The following is an 18,007-nucleotide window of genomic DNA, read 5'->3' as shown; positions in this document are numbered from 1 at the left end:
CTCGATCTCTATTTAATATCAAATACTGTATTCTAGCTCTATTTCTGAGCGATTAAAATGAAATTCCTCTAAAATCATTTTTCGATAATATTGAAAATCTCGGTGACTACGGTCTCTCGGTTTCTCAAGCGACACCGCAATTTCTCGATGGATGCGACCCGGATGAGGATGCATAATAAAGATGCGGTCCGATAAATAAATCGCCTCGTCAATATCATGGGTCACAATGATCATCGTTGTTTGCTCGTGTTCCTGGATGCGCAGTAACTCATCTTGTAAATAGTAGCGGTTAAATGTATCCAGGGCAGCGAACGGTTCATCCATCAAAATAAGTTCTGGTTGCATAGCGAGCGCTCGGGCGATCCCGACTCTTTGCTTCATACCGCCAGAAAGCTCATGCGGGAACAGATCTACTCTATCTAGCAAACCGACTAACGCCAAATAGTGGAGCGCTCGTTCGCGCCTTTGCCCTGCCGTGATTAGCAACTGTTCTAAACCGAGCTCTACATTTTTAAGAACAGATCTCCACGGCAACAAACCGTAATCTTGAAAAAGCATCAAGCAGTGATTACTTGGTTTTGTGACGAGATTTCCATTGAGATAAACCCCACCTTGATCCGCTTTTTCAAAGCCGCCGATAATGTTTAATAGCGTGCTCTTTCCACAGCCGCTCTCCCCCAGGATCGAAATGATCTCCCCTTTCTCAATTGTAAGCGATACATCGGAGAGAACTTGAAACACTTCGTTTTTGTTTGAAAATGTTTTATTTACCTGCTCAATTCGAATCGCTGAAGTTTGTTCCATCCTTTCACAACCCCCTTTAAACAACCCGTACTCGCGCAAAAGTCAGATGCGACGCAAAACGGAGCTATGATTGTAGTACCTTTTCCAAATGTTTAATTGTCGGTGTCAAGTTAGCAAAAAAGTACGCCTCGCGAAGCTGCCGCGATGGACCTGAGTCTTTTAAATACCCGCTACTGCCATTATGAAGCATACTTGCGTGAACAGAATCGAGCGTTAAATACGCGGTTTCCAAGCGGAGCGCAACAATCTCCTTCCAGTTTCTCTCCCCTTTTATGACCCGGTCTTCTATTCGTTGTTGCGCCTGCTTTAATTTGTTCTTTAGATCTGTTGCCTGTACATGTAAGAATTGGTTGCAGCTGTTTTGCTTCGTTTTCACCCGCTCAATATCAGCAATCGCCGCTTTCGTTACGCCGATCCCTAACGGAATTTGATACAACAGAAAAACAGGTCGAATTTGCTCGCTGAATGTATCCGCATCCTCAGTGATGAGCCACTCATCAGGGATAAAGACATCCTGAAAGGAACAAACATACGTTGCGCTTCCATTAACACCAAGATAATCGGTTCTTTCTTTTAACTCTAATCCCGCAATCGAACAAGGAACAAAGCACATGACACGTTTGTTTTCAGCTGTCTCAGCGATGACCCCAAACCAATGATCTGACCCTAAATTGGAAACCGCAGGCAACGTCCCTGATAACACAACCCCCCCTTCACTCTGTTCCGCTTTCAAAAGCAACTTTTCAAGCCCTGCATAATATTTCATTGGGTTCGAAAGGCCTGTGCCGCCTAATATTTCACCATTTTCCAAAGCGGGCAGCATTTTTTCCTTTATATGCAGACGCGGCGAATTCCGAAGAAAGGTTAATGCCGCCAGATGACACCATAAGCAAAAGGCTGTTGTCATACATACTTTTGCCACTTTTTCTACTAAACTCATTTCGTCAACGATATAAGCTTCATCTAGCTTATGGGTGGATGAGAAAAATCCGTTCTTTCCCAATGCTTTTAGAAAATCAATCGCATAGAAAGCCTCGGTATCAATCGCTTTCACCTTTGGCTTTAACTTCGTTTCAATTAAATCTAGTAACAAGGCTTCCTTATCTTTCACCTGGTTTATCATCATCAAGCCCCCTTCACCAAACGAAATAATTATTCCCATCTGTTTAGTTCACTTTCCCTTTACACCACCCTAATATATGCCACCACATAAAACAACTATAATATTTATCTATAATAGATATAATATATTCTTTAAATAAAAAAGCAATAACATTCTGAGCTTATTGCTTTTCTTAAACGCTATTTAATTATTTGATAAAATCTCGGTAATCGAATCAATTGGCGCTTTCACTGCTTCGCGGGAAATTTCCATTCCTTAAAATAGTTACAAAAAAAGGGGAAGATTTAGAGGACATCTTTAACGCGTTTATTATTTGGAGCCATACTCTTTTGGAGAAATGTTACAAAAGATCGACAGGGGATGAAGTTGACAATACATACGTCTCCAAAAGGACAGGGAAGTTGGTCTCGGAAATAGAGGTCGCGCCGATTGATAATGAATAAGCGACGTATGCCGACTTTCATGGAAGCTCTAAATGGTATAGGATAGAAGAGTAAACAAAGGAATACAATCGGAGGGAATCACACTTATGAAAGTTATCGATTTAATCACTTCGCACGCGTCGGTGCGAAGATACAAAGACGAACCGATCTCCAAAGAAACGGTTGCGGAACTCGTCCAAGCAGGGCAACACGCCGCCAGTTCACACTTTGTGCAGGCGTACTCCGTGATCCATGTAACAGATACTGAAAAACGCGGCCAATTAGCCGAATTATCTCAAAATCGTCGGCAATTTTACACCGCGGGAGCGACGCTAGTTTTTTGTATGGACTATCACCGACTCGCGCATGCGGCGAAACTAGGTGGAAAAGAAATTGATTTTAGCGTGATGGAAAATGTGCTTGTTGGATCGATTGATGTTGCCTTATTCTCTCAAAATGTTGCCCTCGCGGCTGAGTCAAAAGGGTATGGCATTTGTTATATTGGCGGCGTGCGCAATGCGATCGAAGAAATTAGCGAAATCCTTGAACTACCGAAAGGCGTCGTTCCGTTATTTGGGATGTCCATCGGTGTACCCGATGAAGCAAACCCTGTTCGACCACGTTTACCGATTGAAGCCGTATTGCACGAAAACAGCTATGACGCGACTAAATATGATGAAATCCTGCCAGCCTACGATCAAACGATGCGTGACTACTTTGCGAATCGCAACACGAACCAAAAAGACACGACCTGGTCGCAACAAATGGCTGATTTTTTAGAAACGCCACAACGAACACACATTAAAGCCTTTCTTGAAAAACAAGGTTTCTTATGTAAATAACTACACAAGCGTCAGACAGACGAACTGTCTGACGCTTTTTTAAATTGAAAGACCAACTTGTCACAAATTGATCACGATTTTGTAACCATTTCTACACGTTTATACGCCCTAAACAATCAAAATATAGGCTAAACTAGGTACTAGGAGAAGCAGTAATCTGTTGTATGACTCCTTACTCATTAGTATCCCTATCACATTTCATCTGACAAGCCGAGAAGGCTTGTTTTTTTTGCTTCTTTTAACTCTATACACGCCCGTTCTTACTGCTTCATTTGGTATGTACAAAATCAATAGGTTACCAAAGGATGACTATATTGCTAACAACAAGACAGACGAAAAAAACAAGCCATCATTGGCTTGTCTTCATTCCACTCACTTCCTACACTTGGTTCCCCTCGCTTGCGGTGTGGGTCTATTATCTGTTTGTGAACATTCGTTATTTTACGCCAAGCATGTTAATCATCGCTGTTTGCACTTGATCAACAGCTCGAACAAAGAGTTGAGCTTCCATCGCATCTAACTCCACTTTATCCTTGTCCATTTCTCTCCCATAACCATCATATGAGTCAACTAAAGAATCGAGATACGTGTGGAGGTGTTGCAACACTTCATAAAGTTCCTGACTGTCGAGTTTCGCCTTTTCCTTTACATACATAGATGATTCCTCCTATCTTCTAGCTCCTGAAACCATCGCTGATTTCAGTTTTTTATCTATAGTATACCCCCTTAAGGAGGTGTGTGACGGGAGGAATCTTGTCAAATTCATGACTAGTCAGATCGTGAAAGCGCCTTTTCAATTTGTTCAAACGTATACGTAAAATAACCATCCCAACATGCGCCTTGCGCCGCAAAATCTGCTTGATGCGCCTTGATGCGTCTTTCTTCCATCATACCGTTGGCATTATATTCATAGCCGAATGCCTCAACAGTGGAGCGTTCCCCCTTTAAAAAAGCTTGAAAAGACTGCCACTCCATTTGATACAACCCAATTAATTCACTTCGCTGAATCGTAAAATCTGAAAGTTTCCAATCTGTTTGCAAAAGATGAATATGATGAAATTCACGATCCCAGTATTCTTCTGTCAAATAAACACCTTTATGCATGCCCAAATAGACCAATTCTTTATAGTCAACTGAAATCCCAAGCTCCTCTTCTAGTTCGCGCACCCCATCCTCAACAGATTCTCCATGTAATAAATGGCCTGCCGCGGAAATATCGAGTTTATACGGAAAGGTTTTTTTCAAGGGATGTCGTCGTTGGAAAACGATATAGTTTTTACCCGCTTCTTGTAACATTACAGCGCAATGAAATGTTTGATGCCAAAAGCCCTTTTGGTGAACTTCTTCTCTCGTTGCAACCGCAATCGGTTTCATATCTTCATCCAATACATCGATATATTCAATCATCTGTCCAACATCCACCTTTCTAGTACCTCTCAAATCCAAAACGCCAAAGCAGTCCATCATCGTTTTGGAATTGTTGCAAATGACCAAGCCTTCAACTAGTGTATCATTTTTTTGCATTGCGGCAGAAGGATTAGGCGCGGGTGAGGCCGATTGAACCCGAGAATCCCTAAACTATTTTTATACCGCCATGATACGTTCACATACACTAAAAAAACCGAGAGCGCGTCCCCGTCTCTCGGTCATCCATAGCTCCTGCTATTGTCCACCTAAGTAAGCTTGCTTCACTTGCTCACTCGCTTGCAATTCCGCTGCCGTCCCCGACAACGCGATACGACCAGTCTCAATGACATAGGCTCGACTCGCGACCGAAAGAGCCATGTGAGCGTTTTGCTCCACCAATAAAATGGTCGTTCCATCGCGGTTAATTTCTTCTATAATCTGAAAGATCGTCTGTACTAAAAGCGGGGCCAAGCCCATCGAAGGTTCGTCCAACAATAACAGCTTCGGTCGAGCCATTAATGCTCGACCCATCGCCAACATTTGTTGTTCCCCTCCCGAGAGGGTGCCTGATAACTGGCCCCGTCGTTCAAGCAAACGAGGAAAGCGCTCATACACTTGTCGCATATCTTCGCGGATCCCTGCTTTATCTTTGCGCAGGTAAGCGCCCAGCTCTAAATTTTCTTGCACGGTCATGTTCGCAAACACGCGGCGCCCTTCTGGCACATGAGAGATCCCATCACGCACAATTGTCTGGGCGGGCTTGCCAACAATCGACTGACCCAAGTAATCAATCACGCCGCGCTGAGGCTTTAATAATCCGGACAACGCCTTAAGCAACGTGCTCTTGCCCGCTCCATTCGCGCCGATCAAAGTGATCACCTCGCCTTGGCGCACATCTAAAGAAACACCTTTTAGCGCTTGAATATTGCCATAAAAAACATCAAGTTCATCCACCTTAAGCATCATCGGTATCGACCTCCTCCCCGAGATAAGCTTCGATGACTTTCGGGTGATTACGAACGAAGTTTGGATCGCCTTCCGCAATTAATTGACCGTGGTCAAGCACATAGATCCGCTCACAAATTCCCATCACCAACTGCATATCGTGCTCGATCAAGATAATGGTCAGATCAAATTTTTCACGTATAAAAGCGATTAAATCCATTAGTTCCATCGTTTCTTGCGGATTCATTCCCGCAGCCGGTTCATCGAGCAAAAGCAATTTGGGTTCCGCCGCCAACGCGCGCGCGATCTCTAGGCGCCGCTGCTGTCCATACGGTAGATTTTTTGCTGTTTCATCTTTTAGTCCGTCCAAATCAAAAACACTCAAAAATTCAATCGCTTTTTGCTCCATTTCCCGCTCTTCCTTAAAATGAGAGGGGAGGCGAAAGATCGAACTAAACATCGAATGACGGGCCAAAGAGTGGTAGGCCACCTTAACATTATCCAACACCGACAATTCTTTAAACAAGCGAATGTTTTGAAATGTGCGGCTAATTCCTTTACGCGTGATTTTAAACGGAGCAAGTCCATTTAACCGTTGTCCCTCTAGACTAATTTCCCCTTCCGTTGGCATGTACACACCCGTTAGCAAGTTAAAGCAAGTCGTTTTCCCCGCGCCGTTGGGTCCGATTAACCCGATCAATTCCCCTTCATTTACTTCCATATGAACATCGGACACAGCCTTCAACCCGCCAAATTGAATGCCAGCCCCCGACACTCTAAGCAGTGGTGCGGTTGTCATTCGATTTCCCTCCTTTCTTCTTAAACCAAGACGTGATTTCGCTGGTGCCCATCAACCCTTGCGGACGGTAGAGCATAACAATGATCAACACTAAACTGTAAATAATCATTCTAGTCTCGGCATAGCCCTGCAAAAAGGTAGATACGACCGTTAATAAAATAGCGGCGATGACCGCGCCCGACATACTGCCTAGACCTCCGAGCACAACGAAAATTAAAATATCAATCGATTTAATAAAGCCAAAGTTACCTGGTTGGATAATATAGAAATTATGGGCGTACAATCCTCCAGCGACACCCGCGAAAAAGGAACCTAACGTAAAGGCGGCCACTTTATAGTACGTCGTATTGATGCCCATCGCATCCGCCGCAATTTCATCCTCACGAATCGAAATGCAGGCCCGGCCATGCGAAGAGTTCGTTAAATTAACAATAACAACAATCGTGATCACTAAGCAGACGAACGCATAGGTCCAAGTTGTCAAATGCGAAACTTGCATCCCAGCCGCGCCGCCGACATAGTCGATATTTAAAAACATAATCCGAATGATTTCGCCAAAACCTAACGTCGCAATCGCTAAATAGTCCCCTTTTAAGCGCAAGCTGGGTATCCCAACAACGAGTCCCGCTAACGCTGCTATCGTTCCGCCGACGAATAAAGCGACAAAAAAAGGGAGTTGCAGTTTCATCGTCATAATTGCTGATACATAAGCCCCGATTGCCAAAAAACCTGCATGCCCGAGTGAAAATTGACCCGTTACGCCGATCACAATGTGCAAACTAACCGCTAGAATAATGTTGATAGCTATAAACACCATCGTATTCACGTAATGATAAGGAATAATATTCATCACCATTAACAGTTGCGAAATGCCATAAAACGCAAATGCGAAAATGAGGAATCCCCAGAAACCCTTTGTATTCTTCATCAGCCTCGCCTACACTTTCTCTCTCATATTTTTGCCGAAGAGGCCTGTTGGTTTAAACAAGAGAATTAAAATCAAAATAATAAAAGCGACAGCATCCCTCCACATTGAATACCCTGCCGCGCTAACAAATGTCTCCACGACCCCGAGCAGCAAACCACCAACCATCGCTCCCGGAATGATGCCAATCCCGCCGAGCACAGCGGCTATAAACGCCTTTAGACCAGGCATAATTCCCATTAACGGCTCGATTTTTCCATAGTAAACCCCGAATATGACGCCCGCCGCCCCCGCTAATGCAGATCCAATCGCAAACGTCGCAGAAATCGTATTATCGACATTAATTCCCATCAGCTGGGCCGCTTCCGCATCATGTGATACAGCCCGCATCGCCTTGCCAATCTTCGTGCGATGCACGATGAATTGCAGCATAATCATTAATAGGATCGACACGACGAGAATAAAGATAGACTGAGAACTAATCGAAACACCGAATATTTTGAAATTTGCGCTTGGAAAAACATCAGGATAACCCTCTGGCTGAGCGCCGCGAAAATAGATCGTCACGTACTGAATAAACAACGAAACTCCGATTGCCGTCGTCAAAGCGGCAATCCGCGTTGCATGGCGTAACCGTTTGTAGGCAATCCGTTCAATAATAACCCCCAACGAGGCGCAGACAAGCATCGCCAACAGTAACGCGGGAAAAAGCCCAAGCCCGAGTCCTCTAATTGCGTAAAACCCAACGAACGCCCCAATCATGAATACTTCGCCGTGGGCAAAGTTAATCAATTTAATAATGCCGTATACCATCGTGTAACCCAGCGCGATCAATGCATAGATGCTGCCGAGAGAGATACCATTCACTAGCTGTTGGATCCATTCCATTCTTTCTATTCCCACCCTCTCATTTCAGGAAAGTAAGAAAAAGGGAGGCACCCCTCCCTCTCCCTCCCTATTTAAGGATTCACCTTTGTTTTAAATGTATGCTTACCATCCACATACTCAAGAACAGTTGCGGATTTGATCGGATTGTGTTGTTCGTCGATTGTGATAATTCCAGTAACAAGATTTAGATCCTTCGTTTGCGCCAGCGCGTCTTTCAGTTTATCAGAATCAACTGAGCCGGCCCGCTCGATTGCGTCTTTTAGTAGATAAAGCGTATCGTATCCAAGCGCATTAAAGGCATCAGGAGCTTTGTCTTTGTATTTCGTTTTAAACGCCGTAACAAATTCCTGAATTGTTTCATCAGGATCTTCAGAAGAATAGTGGTTCGTAATAAACGTATTGTTGAGCGCTTCCACCCCAGCCAGTTCGATTAGAGTCGGGGAATCCCAACCATCGGCTCCCATCAGCGGAACATCAATCCCCGCCTCGCGAGCTTGTTTCACGATCAAACCAACTTCCCCATAATAACCTGGGATGAACACGAATTCTGGATTAGCCGATTTGATGCGTGTTAATGTTCCTCGGAAATCGGTATCCTTCTCTAAGTAAAATTCCTCAGCAACAATTTGACCGCCAGCCGCTTCAAAATCTTCTTTAAACGAAGCCGCTAAACCCTTTGCGTAATCGCTGGCTCTGTCCGCGTAAATCGCCGCTGTTTTTACTCCCAATGTCTCTAACGCGAAGTTTGCGGCTACCGTCCCTTGAAATGGATCGATATAACTTGTTCTGAACACAAAATCTTTCACATTGCCATCGTCATCGGTTGTCACGTTAGGCGCTGTCGCTGATGGGCTTATAATTACAGTTTGTTTATCTGTTGCAACTTGTACTTGGGCAATTGTGTGGCCGCTTGTGGCCGCTCCAATAATCGCGTCAACTTTATCTTGACCGGTCAATTTGATCGCGCCATTGGTCGCCTCCGCAGCATCGGACTTGTTGTCGACTTTGACAAATTCGACCTGCTTTCCATCGATTCCGCCGTCGGCGTTGATTTGTTCCTTCGCTAGTTCAAGTCCATCGGCTAGTGAAGAACCGTATGAAGCGACTCCGCCTGACAGTTCCAGGTTCACTCCAATTTTAATTGCGTCCCCGCTCGTCTGTTCAGTTCCTCCGCTTGTATCGCTCCCACCGCCGCATCCGGCTAACAACCCAACAACAAGCGCGGAAGTCATCGCGATCCGCGTAACTTTTCCTGTAAACTTCTTCATTTCGGTTCCCCCTGTATGTTTTTTGTAAAATATCGCCAAAAGGCGCTATTGAAAACACGCCATTTAGCGCGATAAAGCGCGAATTAGTTTAAAAAGATAGAAAATTGACTAAAATGATTGTAAATCAAAATAGTCGTTTCGTCCAGTCCTTAATTCTGCCACAATTACATAACAGATAAACTTTATTTATACATTATATAACCTACTAATGGTGAAAACGATTCGTTTGAGCATGAATAGCGCCCGCTTACTCCTGACATTTGATTGGTTTACACTATACAACGTCAATAGAAAACAAAAAAGTCCAGACCAGAAGGTCTAGACTTTTTAGATTGATGCTATATGTACGCCCCGCTTTGCCGTCGCATGTCTGTTTTTCGAACCCGCTCTCGCAGGTGGGTCCCCTCATGTTACGTATGTTCGCAATCCCAGTCAAAAGAGTGGGCCTGGCGTCAACGAACCGATTTGAAGTCCCGAAAAAACAGTAAGGTTCAAAAACATATCACATGCTTACGCGCATCGCAGGATAATCCCAAATCGTAACGCGAACAACTGATTCGCTATTTCCTACACTTGTAACTATACCATCTTGAGCGAAAACAATCATTAGTTAATCCGATCCATCATTGGCGATAACTAGTAACTTCTTTAAGCGCTGATTTGTTCATCGATTGAACTCGTTTCCTTAATTGTAAACGAGACCAACCAACCGAGTAAGGCTAATCCGATGAAAATGTAGAAGATTTGAATAGATTGAAACAAGATGCTCACTAGCGCGGAAGCCAGCATGCTTCCCATATAACGAAAAGTAGAATAGATGCCTGAGGCCACACCAGATTTTTCCTTGACGATTGACTCTAGATTTTTTGTTTGCATCGATGGCAGTCCGATCCCTGCCCCAAGTCCGCCAATGATTAACGTTAGTAAGATCAAAAACAACGGCGTTTGCGCGGATAAGATGAGAAATAAACTGACCGAAATCCCTTGTAACAGAAACGCGAGTCCGATCAAGCGCTGATGGCTAATGACCGTCGATAATCTGCCGCCAAGCCAAGAACAGAGCGACATTGACAACGAAAAAACAAACATAAACAAACCGATTCGTTGAATGCTGATCAAAAACGTTTGTTCAAATAAGATCGGGATTATTAAAATGGTCCCATACATAATACTATTGCTCAAAAAAATTGCATAGTTTGCGCCTCGAAATGACGGTTTGCGAAACAGGCTAAATTCGATCAATGGATTTTTCAACTTCAGTTCAACCACGATAAAGAAGACAATACTGAACGCTAATAGAACAACACTCCACCAGCGAATCCATTCGGGATGGGTAATGAACAACACGATCAATGACAAACTGCTCGCAAGCGACAGCGAACCAAGCGCGTCGATCGGCGTTCTTTTGCGCTCGGTGTTCGGCAAGACGAACAGGGCGATCACAAAAGAAAGAATAAGGAAGGGAATATTCACCCAAAAGATTGATTTCCAACCCCATGAACCGATCAAAGCTGAACCGATTAATGGTCCAACAGCCGCCCCTAAGCCCATCAACAGCCCAAATAGCCCAAACGTTCGACTTAACTTTTCCCGTCCGACCGCATGCCGCAACAAAGCGGTTCCATTCGGAACAGCCAATGAGCCGCCTAACGCTTGAAAGGATCGAAAAACGATCATACTCCACAAGTTAAAGGCAAACGCGCAAGCGATCGAGCCTATAAACGAAAGGACCAACCCGAGCAAAAACATGCGCTTATAGCCAAACAAATCACCAAGCTTGCCAGCGACCGGTTGCGTGGCGGCCATCACAATCAAATAAATTGTAATAATCCACGACACTTCCGCCAACGAATGGTCGAACACCTGAGCAATTGTCGTCAAGCCGATCGTAATCATCGTCGAGTTAACAGGGACTAGAAACGTCCCTGTTAAAATCGCGGCAAGCAGTAAACGGTACTTTGTTTTACTCATGAATGATAACCAATCCTTTTGCTCCGTCGACAGTCACTGTTTGCCCATCTTGCAGCAACGAAGTCCCCACTTTCGAACCGACCACGGCGGGCAATTGATATTCGCGAGCCACCGTTGCCGCATGGCACAAAATCCCGCCCGCATCCGTCACCACCGCCCCGACAATTGAAAACAGAGCCGTCCAAGTTGGCGTTGTCGTTCGACAAACAAGCACATCGCCTTGTTCCACCGCAGAAAATTCACTCGGATCATGAATCACTTTGACCTGTCCTGTGTACGTTCCTTGAGACGCGGCATACCCTTTAAATTGATTGCCTTCCACTTCCGCTTGCTTGCCGCCGCTCATCCGCTCGGCCGCTTTATTGGACCGGGTAGGCGCTGTTCCATAGGATGGGATCGGTTTATATAGTCTGTTTGCTTCCCAGTCTTGTTTGCGCTCGACAATCCGATCCTCTATCGCAATCGGTTCAGCCAGTAAGTCGATTACTTCATCAAGGTATAAAAAACAAATATCGTTCGCTTCGCGCAAGGCGCCTGCTTCAACAAGCTTCTGGCCCACCGCAATGAAAAACAACCGTGACTTGGCGGGTAACATCGCGTCGATATAAAAGTGGTGATCCTCATCCACGCTACAAGAAGCTAACGCCCACTCATATAATTGCAAGAAACGCTGTTTTTTCTCCCCATCTGGAAAAGTGGCGACCACCGCCTCAAAAGCGTTCTCCCGTTTTTCCACTAATTTAGCAAATTCAGCATCGAAATCATACTCTTTCTGCGCATATTGGGCGACGATCGTCAGCACAGGCGTTGGATCTTCAATCCATGTTTTCGCGACAAATTCATGCGGATGGGTCGCTTGATAGCCATAGTCGTCAAGGAAGGTTGCTAGCGAAGCGAGAAAAGCGGGTCCTTGCGCTACTTCCGCTAAGCGATCTATCAACTCGGCTGGATCTGTCTCGTCAAATAAGCGGGTCAACTCAGCCGATCCTTTCACTTGATCCGCCAACTTCCACATCGCTCGATCCGTTTCAAGCGTTTTATTCATCATCCCTACCAACCACTCATAAATTACCGCCCCGTCGTCAGCTCCGCTTAATTCACAATACAACGCTTCTAGCTTGGATAATAAGGCGCCGCCCGGCATGACGATCTCAAAATGAATCTCCCAAGCCCGAAGATAGAAAAGGTAAAGCTGCTGGCACTGCTCTATCGCTTGCTCTCTCGTAAAATCTGTTTGACGGAAGGCGTCAAGCCGCGCATAGACGGGCAAAAGTTCTGTTAAGACATAATGTTCTAACAGCTCATGATTACGGCCAAAACGCTCTGCGACCGCTTCTTGATGTTCTTTCATTCGTTGTTCCATCGGACCATCATACGGTTTAACCATCTGATACAGATAGCCGCGTTCAATTTTCGTATAAAATTGTTTCATCGGCGACTTGATCGTTTCAAACGCGCGCGCCGTCCCTTCCCGCATCGCATTCGTTTGAAATGAGGCAAATAAAGGCGTCAATGGATAGGGTAAATGCAAATCATCCTGAATCCAGTACCCCTGTTGTTTATGTTCCTCCGTCAAAAATAATTGATCTCGTTCAAATTTCATTTGTTGTCTCCCCTTATGTAGTGATCGGTCGAGCTTGCAGCGCGTATAATTGACTGCCCGCAAACGCAAATTCCACGTCGACTGGACTTTTCATTTCTCGTTCTAGCTTAAATGTAAGCTCAAGCAATGCCTCCAATTGAGCCGGTTGCAAACAAAATGAATTCTGTTCTTCGGCCGTTGTCGGGACGATCTCGACACCTGACTCGTGATCCGCGATCACTTTCACTTCTTTTAAGCCAAGCTCATCCATCCATGTTCTTGTTTGTCGATCGTATAAAAATTGGTCTGGCGTTATTTCCCCGGACACTATCCCCTCGCCGAGTCCATAGGCAGCGTTGATGATGATTTGATTTTGGTCATTGGTTATCGGATTTTTGCTAAACGCGACGCCTGATACATCAGCGTCCACCATCCCTTGGACAATCACGCCAAGCCGAGCTTCCTCCAATGAAATGTTACGCATGGCCGCGTACTGTTGGACAAGCGGTGAAAAAGCGGAATACCAACAGCGCTTTACATGAAGCTGTAACGATTCAAAGTTACGAATACTTAAAAATGTTTCGAATTGCCCTGAAAAAGAGGCCGATTCTGAATCTTCAAACGCTGACGAGGAACGAACGGCTACTGCATATATTTTATGCCCCATTAAACGTTGGTAGTTCTCTTTTAGCTCTTTTCTAAGCGCAGACGGTAACGGCCGCTCAATAAACTCATCCTCCGAGATCGTCAGAAGATCGACACCCCTAAACGAATCTTGGTCTAAAAATTGCTGAAAGGCGCGCGCTGTAATAATAAAGCCATCAGGCGTTGGAAACTTTTTCGCTAGCATCGCTCCTAAATTTTTCGCCTTACCGCCAACAAGCTCCAGCCTCGCCTCAGCGGCGGCTAGTAGTGATATAATTGTCATCGTCTTCTCCCCCATTTCCCTTTATATAACCGTTACTTTAATGGAATACGATAACAAACACGCTTATATGTGTAAAGCGTTGAAAAGTAAACGAAAAGAGCTAACACTGCCTTCAGCGTTAGCCCCTCATCTTAAACTATGTATTCAATCCTAAAAATTGTTCATTCTTGCATTTGCATCCACGTAAGCATACGGTCCATCTCCACCGCTTGTTGCGCCACATTAAATAGGTGCCCCTGCTGTTCATCGATCCATAGCTGATATCTTTTACCCGCTTGGCGCAAAGCCTCGGCCAAGCGATGCGCGTGGGCCACACCCACTAACTGATCTTGTTTCCCATGGATGATTAACACAGGGCATTCAAGAGTTTTAATATCGAAAACAGGCGATCGACGCGCGTATGCTTTCCCATTTTTCCAGGGAGGGCCGCCAACGACCCGCCTTAACATCCGTCTAAGATCGACGCGCTCCTCGTAAGTCAGGTTTAGATCGCTTACGCCTCCCCAAACGGCGACAGAACAAATTTCTGGAAACTTCATCGCCGTATAAAGCGCAGGAATCGCGCCTCGCGAAAAGCCAAAAAGATGGATGCGCGCGGGATCGATGAAAGGGAGTTGTTTCAACCATGATAAAGCGTCCATGACATCGTGGCGATCGTCCCCACCGAAATCTTCTCGCCCTTCTCCGCCGCGATTTCCCCTGTAAAAAGGGGCAAAGACGACGAAACCGCGCGATACAAAATGAGCGATCCACGCCAGTTTCGTCATCCCGATATTACGCAATCCACCGCGACAATAAAGGAGCAACGGAAATGGACCCGCTCCTTTGGGCGTCGCCAAATACCCTTTGACCTTATAGCCTTGCGACCGATAAGTCACAAGATTCAGGTTGGCCGCAAAATGAAACTCTCGAATTTCTTCAAGCCGAATCACGGGCGCATCCCTCTCGCGCTATTTCCTAGGCAAGCGCAAGATTCAACAATATACAACATTTCTTTCGCTGTCACCAGAAGTCGCCTCCCCTCGCCCATCGGACAAACTCCTCGCTGCGATTGGAAAAGCCTTGCAAATTCCTTTCTCCAATTCGACTTTTACACCTTGAAATAATGATCGAGCGACTAAACATAACCGGACTGTAAATTACACGAATTCGCGCGCCTTGAGCAAAAGCTTCCAGTGTATCCTCGACAACGAATCCCGAATAGTAATTGTAGTAAATAATCCGATCATTTCCGACGTAAACCCCATGATGTGAGCTACCAAGCCGCATCACCATCAGATGATCAGCCATTTGATATTCAGGTTCTGTTACAGGTTGTTGAATCCGCGCCTCTTGTTCCTCTTGACCGTCTAATCTGTCTCGTCTGTCTGATCTCTTCCTTTTCCACCAATTCCAAACTTTCATAATTTTATTGGTCCCTGCCCACAAGCTATATTTACCCTTATTTTACCACAGATTGTCGATCATTGCTGGAATTTGACTGCTTTTATATCCCTCTAAGTTAACCTATAAAATGGGGGTTCCATCGATTGTTATTTTGGGCTGATCATAAGCCGTGAAAACTGCTGAACGAACAATTCGGGTGTGAGTGGCGGGCTAAACAAATATCCTTGAGCGCGGTAACATTGCTTACGTCGCAACGCTTCGCTCTGTTGGATGGTCTCCACTCCCTCCGCGATTACTTCTAATTGAAGATGCTCAGCCATCGAAATGATCGTAGAAACAATCGTATCGTCTCGATGATTATGCTCAAGGTCCCGAATAAAAGAGCGATCGATCTTAAGACGGTCGATTGGGAGATGTCGCAAATAATATAACGAAGAATATCCTTTGCCGAAGTCGTCTATCGCAATCTTACACCCCAGCTTTTTTAATGCCTGTAACGTCGTTTGGGCATGCTCGACATTCATCATCATACTCTCCGTAATTTCCAACTCCAAGTTTGCTGGATGAACTCCAGCCTCTTCTAAAATCTCGCCAATTGTTTCCGCTAAGTTTTGCGCATAAAATTGACGTGTCGATAAATTAACCGCGATATCGAGTGGGCCCAGTCCGCTCTCTTGCCACAATTTTGCCTGCTGACACGCGGACCTCAACACCCATTCGCCAATCGGGATCATTAATCCGGTATCTTCGGCGATCGGAATAAATTGATCAGGGGGAATCCATCCATGTTGCGGATGACGCCAACGCAATAACGCTTCAAGTCCTTCGATTCTACCCGTAATGAGGTTCACTTGCGGTTGATAAACAAGCGACAATTGATTTTGTTGCAACGCTTCAAATAGGTCGTTTTCCAAAACGAGCCGATTCAACGCTTTCCCATCCATGAACGGCTGAAAAAATTGTTTTAAGCTCTTTTTCTGTTTAGCTTCCGTCAACGCCATGTTGGCCCGTTGCAACAGCGCGCCCGCCTCTTCCCCATCTTGCGGATACAGCGCGACCCCGATTCGAACAGTCATCTTCAACAATAAATGGCGTACTTGCAGTGGCTTCGCTAACCCTTCTTCAATCTGCGCGCATATCGAAAGCGCTTTGTCGCATAACTGTTCTTTTGGTACGATCAGGGCAAATTGGTCGCCCCGCAATCTCCCAAAGAAAATAGAAGGATCCAACGATTCTTGAATTCGCTTCACTAATGACTGTAAAATTAAATCACCAGAAGAATGCCCTAACGCCTCATTCATATTACGGAAACGATCGATATCGAGCGCCAGCAAAGCAAAGGATTCGTTCGATTGCAATCGATCCGTCAATTTATCTTTAACATAGCGATGATTGGGGAGTCCTGTTAGCTCATCATAATAAGCCATATAGTGAATGCATTCTTGATCTTTTTTCTGCTGAGAAATATCACGTAACACAATGATTTTCCCCGTTATCTGATCCGCCTCGTAAAGCGGTGTTTCCACGTAAGAAACGGGAATCAATTGACCATCTTGACGGGTCACCCATCCTTCAGAGGCTTGATTGGGATCCAATGACGTTCCCCTGTTTGATGTTGCGACTGGAGAAAAGGACCGCTCCTTTTTACATAATTGAATCGCTTCAAGCGGCGGTTGTTCTTGTTGAAGCTCATGCTGGGTCCACTTCAAAATTCGTTCAGCTTCAGGGTTCATATAGGTTAATCGCCCCTCGTTATCTAGCGCGAGCAGACCTTCTCCCATATGCTCCGTAATCGCCTTTAGTTCTTCTTCCACTTTCTTTTGAGCCTGAAAGGGTTCAACGACAGCCGTGTGGTATACCGCTCGTTGCATGAAATAAAAACCACAAATTTGAAAAATATGTCCCATAAAATTCGAAATATCGTAAACTGTCTGATAAGTTGTAAATAAATAATCTGCGATAATAAGATAGACAAAAGCAACGAGCATCATAAGATGAAACATATCCTTTTTTTCCATAAAACGTCGTCCAAGAACAACAACGATAATCAACTCGATCGCGATCCCAACATATTGTAAACCGTTCTTTAACCCGGTCGTGCCCAGTCCGTTATGAACGAGATCTGGAAAAATCGGGGTCGGCAAAAAAATGAGAACGAGCCAAACGAGTGAGTAACCAAAGGCAAGCGTATATACGAGCCAACGCGGATGCGGGGTGACTTTCAATCGATCTTTCCAAACTAGAATCAGTAATAGTGAACAGACCTGGGTTAAGCGGGCGATAATAAACAACCAGGTTGCCTTATATGTTGAACTTTCCGATATGAAAAAAGGCATTCCTTTGTATGTAATGCCGTGGCCAATCTCAAGCAACGTGATCGCAAAAAAAGAAGCGCCAATCCATAAACGGAAGTTAGATAACGTATGGGGAAATATCATCCACGACTGAATCGCGATCATAAACGCCATCGTTACAATAAAGAACTCCATAATTAAGTGGAGTCCGACATATTTTTCATGTCCAAATAGTCCGTGCAGTGGCGCGCGAAAAATCATAATGACGAGTACAATCAAAATCGATCCGACAATGACTGCCACATTTTCAGACCAAAATCGCCGATTATGCGCTTTGTCCCTCATATTTAGTCCATCCCCCCAAAAATCCAATCAATCGTTCAAATTTTATCTTACACTAAAATGTTTTCAGAAAACATTGTC

Annotated in this window: 16 protein-coding genes and 1 other RNA gene; 1 reads left to right on the top strand and 16 read right to left on the bottom strand. The window is 44.9% G+C overall.

Features of this window, described 5'->3' with window-relative positions:
- Positions 1-18 precede the first annotated feature (18 nt).
- Positions 19-804, bottom strand: coding sequence for an ABC transporter ATP-binding protein (locus BEP19_RS10070; RefSeq protein ID WP_120189743.1), 786 nt, complete (start codon positions 802-804; stop codon positions 19-21).
- Positions 805-868: 64 nt separating this feature from the next.
- Positions 869-1,930, bottom strand: a complete 1,062-nt coding sequence (locus tag BEP19_RS10065; protein WP_211329333.1) for an acyl-CoA dehydrogenase family protein — start codon at positions 1,928-1,930, stop codon at positions 869-871.
- 526 nt (positions 1,931-2,456) lie between these two features.
- Between BEP19_RS10065 and nfsA the strand changes: the two genes are divergently transcribed.
- Complete coding sequence (gene nfsA, locus BEP19_RS10055) at positions 2,457-3,191, top strand: oxygen-insensitive NADPH nitroreductase (protein WP_120189740.1); 735 nt, start codon at positions 2,457-2,459, stop codon at positions 3,189-3,191.
- A gap of 436 nt (positions 3,192-3,627) precedes the next feature.
- On the opposite strand, the gene BEP19_RS10050 is transcribed toward nfsA, so the two are convergent.
- The 14 genes from BEP19_RS10050 to BEP19_RS09985 all read right to left on the bottom strand — a co-directional run bounded on the left by BEP19_RS10050 (position 3,628) and on the right by BEP19_RS09985 (position 17,929).
- A complete protein-coding gene (locus tag BEP19_RS10050; protein WP_120189739.1) occupies positions 3,628-3,846 on the bottom strand; it encodes a hypothetical protein in 219 nt (72 codons plus the stop codon).
- A gap of 113 nt (positions 3,847-3,959) precedes the next feature.
- A complete protein-coding gene (locus BEP19_RS10045; RefSeq protein WP_170145332.1) occupies positions 3,960-4,613 on the bottom strand; it encodes an NUDIX hydrolase in 654 nt (217 codons plus the stop codon).
- Between the two features lie 240 nt (positions 4,614-4,853).
- The gene (locus BEP19_RS10040) at positions 4,854-5,561 is read right to left on the bottom strand and encodes an ABC transporter ATP-binding protein (RefSeq protein WP_120189992.1); all 708 of its coding nucleotides are present in this window, start codon (positions 5,559-5,561) and stop codon (positions 4,854-4,856) included.
- On the bottom strand, positions 5,554-6,342 hold the full coding sequence (locus tag BEP19_RS10035; protein ID WP_120189737.1) for an ABC transporter ATP-binding protein: 789 nt from the start codon (positions 6,340-6,342) through the stop codon (positions 5,554-5,556). Before BEP19_RS10035 ends, BEP19_RS10040 begins: the two co-directional genes overlap by 8 nt.
- Positions 6,320-7,270: a branched-chain amino acid ABC transporter permease gene (locus BEP19_RS10030; protein ID WP_120189736.1), complete on the bottom strand. Its 951-nt coding sequence runs from the start codon at positions 7,268-7,270 to the stop codon at positions 6,320-6,322. Before BEP19_RS10030 ends, BEP19_RS10035 begins: the two co-directional genes overlap by 23 nt.
- A 9-nt stretch (positions 7,271-7,279) precedes the next feature.
- On the bottom strand, positions 7,280-8,155 hold the full coding sequence (locus BEP19_RS10025) for a branched-chain amino acid ABC transporter permease (RefSeq protein WP_120189735.1): 876 nt from the start codon (positions 8,153-8,155) through the stop codon (positions 7,280-7,282).
- Positions 8,156-8,226: 71 nt separating this feature from the next.
- The gene (locus BEP19_RS10020; protein WP_120189734.1) at positions 8,227-9,423 is read right to left on the bottom strand and encodes an ABC transporter substrate-binding protein; all 1,197 of its coding nucleotides are present in this window, start codon (positions 9,421-9,423) and stop codon (positions 8,227-8,229) included.
- A 344-nt stretch (positions 9,424-9,767) separates the two neighbouring features.
- Positions 9,768-9,954: non-coding RNA, 6S RNA (gene ssrS / locus BEP19_RS10015), on the bottom strand.
- Between the two features lie 117 nt (positions 9,955-10,071).
- Entirely contained in the window at positions 10,072-11,394 is a 1,323-nt protein-coding gene (locus BEP19_RS10010) for an MFS transporter (protein WP_120189733.1), read from the bottom strand.
- Positions 11,387-12,997 (bottom strand): PEP-utilizing enzyme, encoded by a 1,611-nt coding sequence (locus BEP19_RS10005; protein ID WP_120189732.1) that lies wholly within the window; start codon positions 12,995-12,997, stop codon positions 11,387-11,389. The genes BEP19_RS10010 and BEP19_RS10005 overlap by 8 nt, the downstream gene beginning before the upstream one ends.
- A gap of 13 nt (positions 12,998-13,010) precedes the next feature.
- Positions 13,011-13,904, bottom strand: coding sequence for a PEP/pyruvate-binding domain-containing protein (locus BEP19_RS10000; RefSeq protein WP_170145331.1), 894 nt, complete (start codon positions 13,902-13,904; stop codon positions 13,011-13,013).
- Between the two features lie 161 nt (positions 13,905-14,065).
- Positions 14,066-14,836: an alpha/beta hydrolase family protein gene (locus BEP19_RS09995; protein WP_120189730.1), complete on the bottom strand. Its 771-nt coding sequence runs from the start codon at positions 14,834-14,836 to the stop codon at positions 14,066-14,068.
- A 70-nt stretch (positions 14,837-14,906) separates the two neighbouring features.
- Positions 14,907-15,308: a lecithin retinol acyltransferase family protein gene (locus BEP19_RS09990; RefSeq protein WP_147393785.1), complete on the bottom strand. Its 402-nt coding sequence runs from the start codon at positions 15,306-15,308 to the stop codon at positions 14,907-14,909.
- A gap of 128 nt (positions 15,309-15,436) precedes the next feature.
- The gene (locus BEP19_RS09985) at positions 15,437-17,929 is read right to left on the bottom strand and encodes a bifunctional diguanylate cyclase/phosphodiesterase (protein ID WP_120189728.1); all 2,493 of its coding nucleotides are present in this window, start codon (positions 17,927-17,929) and stop codon (positions 15,437-15,439) included.
- Between the last annotated feature and the right edge of the window lie 78 nt (positions 17,930-18,007).

Source organism: Ammoniphilus oxalaticus (assembly GCF_003609605.1).
Classification (GTDB): domain Bacteria; phylum Bacillota; class Bacilli; order Aneurinibacillales; family RAOX-1; genus Ammoniphilus; species Ammoniphilus oxalaticus.
The sequence above is the reverse complement of the archived record's forward strand: the minus strand, read 5'-3'. Positions and strand labels throughout refer to the sequence as shown.